The following is a 5,035-nucleotide window of genomic DNA, read 5'->3' on the forward strand; positions in this document are numbered from 1 at the left end:
GGGTTTGGATTTTCCGTTTGGTTTTTGTTGGAGAGTTTGATCCTGGCTCAGGACGAACGCTGGCGGCGTGCTTAACACATGCAAGTCGAGCGGAAAGGCCCTTCGGGGTACTCGAGCGGCGAACGGGTGAGTAACACGTGAGTAACCTGCCTCAGGCTTTGGGATAACCCTCGGAAACGGGGGCTAATACCGGATATGACCTGTCTCCGCATGGGGGTGGGTGGAAAGTTTTTCGGCTTGGGATGGGCTCGCGGCCTATCAGCTTGTTGGTGGGGTGATGGCCTACCAAGGCGATGACGGGTAGCCGGCCTGAGAGGGCGACCGGCCACACTGGGACTGAGACACGGCCCAGACTCCTACGGGAGGCAGCAGTGGGGAATATTGCACAATGGGCGGAAGCCTGATGCAGCGACGCCGCGTGAGGGATGACGGCCTTCGGGTTGTAAACCTCTTTCAGCAGGGACGAAGCGTTTGTGACGGTACCTGCAGAAGAAGCGCCGGCCAACTACGTGCCAGCAGCCGCGGTAAGACGTAGGGCGCGAGCGTTGTCCGGATTTATTGGGCGTAAAGAGCTCGTAGGCGGCTTGTCGCGTCGACTGTGAAAACCCACGGCTCAACTGTGGGCTTGCAGCCGATACGGGCAGGCTAGAGTTCGGTAGGGGAGACTGGAATTCCTGGTGTAGCGGTGAAATGCGCAGATATCAGGAGGAACACCGGTGGCGAAGGCGGGTCTCTGGGCCGATACTGACGCTGAGGAGCGAAAGCGTGGGGAGCGAACAGGATTAGATACCCTGGTAGTCCACGCTGTAAACGTTGGGCGCTAGGTGTGGGGGGCCTCTCCGGTTCTCTGTGCCGCAGCTAACGCATTAAGCGCCCCGCCTGGGGAGTACGGCCGCAAGGCTAAAACTCAAAGGAATTGACGGGGGCCCGCACAAGCGGCGGAGCATGCGGATTAATTCGATGCAACGCGAAGAACCTTACCTGGGTTTGACATGGCCGCAAAACCTGCAGAGATGTGGGGTCCTTCGGGGGCGGTCACAGGTGGTGCATGGCTGTCGTCAGCTCGTGTCGTGAGATGTTGGGTTAAGTCCCGCAACGAGCGCAACCCTTGTTCGATGTTGCCAGCACGTTATGGTGGGGACTCATCGAAGACTGCCGGGGTCAACTCGGAGGAAGGTGGGGATGACGTCAAGTCATCATGCCCCTTATGTCCAGGGCTTCACGCATGCTACAATGGCCGGTACAATGGGCTGCGATACCGTGAGGTGGAGCGAATCCCAAAAAGCCGGTCTCAGTTCGGATCGGGGTCTGCAACTCGACCCCGTGAAGTCGGAGTCGCTAGTAATCGCAGATCAGCAACGCTGCGGTGAATACGTTCCCGGGCCTTGTACACACCGCCCGTCACGTCACGAAAGTCGGCAACACCCGAAGCCCATGGCCTAACCCGTGAGGGGGGGAGTGGTCGAAGGTGGGGCTGGCGATTGGGACGAAGTCGTAACAAGGTAGCCGTACCGGAAGGTGCGGCTGGATCACCTCCTTTCTAAGGAGCGCCTCCTGGCGAAGGTCGGGTAGGAGCCCGTGTCATCCGTTTGTGTGGTGGCGGGGTGCTCGATTGGCGGAGACACTGGTGAGTTCACGGCTGGCAGCGGCCAATTTTCGGCGAGTACGGCTCCCTGTGTGGGGGTGTGGAAGGTCGGGTTGGTGCGGCTGGTGGTGGGTGTAGAGCATCCTGTTGGGTCCTGAGGGAACAACCTGTGGGTTGTTGTCTCTGCCAGGCACGCTTGGCCTCGCATACCGGGTTCTGCCTCTTTTGTGGGGGGTGGGGTTGCTGGTGTGGGGTGTGGGTGGTGGGTTGGTCGTTTGTTGAGAATTGCACAGTGGACGCGAGCATCTTTGTGGTCAAGTTGTCAAGGGCGGACGGTGGATGCCTTGGCACCAGGAGCCGATGAAGGACGTGGGAGGCCGCGATAGGCCTGGGGGAGCTGTCAACCGAGCTGTGATCCCAGGGTGTCCGAATGGGGTAACCTGGCACCAGTCATGTGGTGTCACCTGCACCTGAATTCATAGGGTGTGTGGAGGGAACGCGGGGAAGTGAAACATCTCAGTACCCGTAGGAAGAGAAAACAATAGTGATTCCGTGAGTAGTGGCGAGCGAAAGCGGATTGAGGCTAAACCGGTTGCGTGTGATACCTGTCAGGGGTTGCGTGGTCGGGGTTGTGGGACCTCATGACACGAGCTGACACTCGTGTGGGGAGTGATAAAGCCAGGTGTTAGCTGAATGGTGTGGAAAAGCCAACCGTAGGCGGTGATAGTCCGGTAGGTGAAAGCATCTGGTCTTCCTTGTGGGTGTTCCCGAGTAGCGGCGGACTCCTGAAATCTGCCGTGAATCTGCCAGGACCACCTGGTAAGCCTAAATACTTCCTGGTGACCGATAGCGGACGAGTACCGTGAGGGAATGGTGAAAAGTACCCCGGGAGGGGAGTGAAATAGTACCTGAAACCGTTCGCCTACAATCCGTCGGAGCCTCTTTTTGGGGTGACGGCGTGCCTTTTGAAGAATGAGCCTGCGAGTTAGTGGCATGTGGCGAGGTTAACCTGTGTGGGGTAGCCGTAGCGAAAGCGAGTCTGAATAGGGCGTGTAGTCGCGTGTTCTAGACCCGAAGCGGGGTGATCTAGCCATGGGCAGGCTGAAGCGTGGGTAAGACCGCGTGGAGGGCCGAACCCACCAACGTTGAAAAGTTGGGGGATGACCTGTGGTTAGGGGTGAAAGGCCAATCAAACTCCGTGATAGCTGGTTCTCCCCGAAATGCATTTAGGTGCAGCGTCGTGTGTTTCTTGCCGGAGGTAGAGCACTGGATGGTCTAGGGGCCCTACAAGGTTACTGAAATCAGCTAAACTCCGAATGCCGGTAAGTGAGAGCGCGGCAGTGAGACTGCGGGGGATAAGCTTCGTAGTCGAGAGGGAAACAGCCCAGATCGCCAGCTAAGGCCCCTAAGCGTGTGCTAAGTGGAAAAGGATGTGGGGTCGCATAGACAACCAGGAGGTTGGCTTAGAAGCAGCCATCCTTTAAAGAGTGCGTAATAGCTCACTGGTCAAGTGGTTCCGCGCCGACAATGTAGCGGGGCTCAAGTACACCGCCGAAGCTGTGGCATTCACACATTGACTTCGCGATGGTCTTTGGATTGTCGTGCAGGTGTGTGGGTGGGTAGGGGAGCGTCGTGCCGGGGGTGAAGCAGCCGAGTGATCGAGTTGTGGACGCGGCACGAGTGAGAATGCAGGCATGAGTAGCGAAAGAAGGGTGGGAAACCCTTCCGCCGGATGACCAAGGGTTCCAGGGCCAGGTTAATCCGCCCTGGGTGAGTCGGGGCCTAAGGCGAGGCCGAGAGGCGTAGTCGATGGATAACGGGTTGATATTCCCGTACCCGTGTAGGAGCGCCCGTGATGAACCTCGTTGTGCTAACCACCCGAGCCTGCCAAGACCTTCGGGTTGAGGTGGGGGAGCGTGGGAACCTGGCGGGTAGTAGTCAAGCGATGGGGTGACGCAGGAAGGTAGCTGAGCCCGGCCGGTGGTTGTGCCGGGGTAAGCGTGTAGCCCGTGCCATAGGTAAATCCGTGGTGCATGTGGGTGAGACGTGATGCCGAGCCGATTCAGGTGAAGTCAGTGATCCTATGCTGCCGAGAAAAGCCTCTAGCGAGTTCCGAGCGGCCCGTACCCTAAACCGACACAGGTGGTCAGGTAGAGAATACCGAGGCGATCGGGTGAACTGTGGTTAAGGAACTCGGCAAATTGCCCCCGTAACTTAGGGAGAAGGGGGGCCGGACACGTGAAGCAACACGCTTGTGGAGCGTGGTATGGCCGCAGAGAGCAGGGGGAAGCGACTGTTTACTAAAAACACAGGTCCATGCGAAGAAGTAATTCGATGTATATGGACTGACGCCTGCCCGGTGCTGGAACGTTAAGGGGACCGGTTAGCTCCTTTCGGGGGGCGAAGCTGAGAACTTAAGCGCCAGTAAACGGCGGTGGTAACTATAACCATCCTAAGGTAGCGAAATTCCTTGTCGGGTAAGTTCCGACCTGCACGAATGGCGTAACGACTTCCCCACTGTCTCAACCACAGGCCCGGCGAAATTGCAGTACGAGTAAAGATGCTCGTTACGCGCGGCAGGACGGAAAGACCCCGGGACCTTTACTATAGCTTGACATTGGTGCTTGAATTAGCTTGTGTAGGATAGGTGGGAGCCGGTGAAGCCTATACGCCAGTATGGGTGGAGGCAATCTTGAAATACCACTCTGGTTGGTTCGGGTATCTAACTTCGGGCCCTTATCGGGTTCAGGGACAGTGTCTGGTGGGTAGTTTAACTGGGGCGGTTGCCTCCTAAATGGTAACGGAGGCGCCCAAAGGTTCCCTCAGCCTGGTTGGCAATCAGGTGTTGAGTGTAAGTGTATAAGGGAGCTTGACTGTGAGACTGACGGGTCGAGCAGGGACGAAAGTCGGGACTAGTGATCCGGCACTTGCGTGTGGAAGCGGTGTCGCTCAACGGATAAAAGGTACCCCGGGGATAACAGGCTGATCTTCCCCAAGAGTCCATATCGACGGGATGGTTTGGCACCTCGATGTCGGCTCGTCGCATCCTGGGGCTGTAGCAGGTCCCAAGGGTTGGGCTGTTCGCCCATTAAAGCGGTACGCGAGCTGGGTTTAGAACGTCGTGAGACAGTTCGGTCCCTATCCGCCGTGCGCGTAGGATACTTGAGAAGGGCTGTCCCTAGTACGAGAGGACCGGGACGGACGAACCTCTGGTGTGCCAGTTGTCCCGCCAGGGGCACGGCTGGTTGGCTACGTTCGGGAGGGATAACCGCTGAAAGCATCTAAGCGGGAAGCCTGCTTCAAGATGAGGTATCCCACCCCTGTGGGGGGTAAGGCTCCCAGTGAGACGACTGGGTTGATAGGCCGGAGATGTAAGCCAGGTAACTGGTTCAGTTGACCGGTACTAATAAGCCGAGGACTTGACTACAAAGCTGCTACGCGTCCACTGTG

General features: G+C 57.8%; 2 rRNA genes. Both read left to right on the forward strand.

Annotation, left to right across the window (positions count from 1 at the left end):
* Positions 1 to 24 precede the first annotated feature (24 nt).
* A 16S ribosomal RNA gene (locus ABNF97_RS33585) occupies positions 25 to 1,540 on the forward strand.
* A gap of 357 nt (positions 1,541 to 1,897) precedes the next feature.
* A 23S ribosomal RNA gene (locus ABNF97_RS33590) occupies positions 1,898 to 5,012 on the forward strand.
* The 16S and 23S rRNA genes sit together here, the layout of an rRNA operon.
* Positions 5,013 to 5,035: the final 23 nt, after the last annotated feature.

The sequence above is a fragment of the Plantactinospora sp. B6F1 genome (genome assembly GCF_040120695.1).
GTDB lineage: Bacteria > Actinomycetota > Actinomycetes > Mycobacteriales > Micromonosporaceae > Plantactinospora.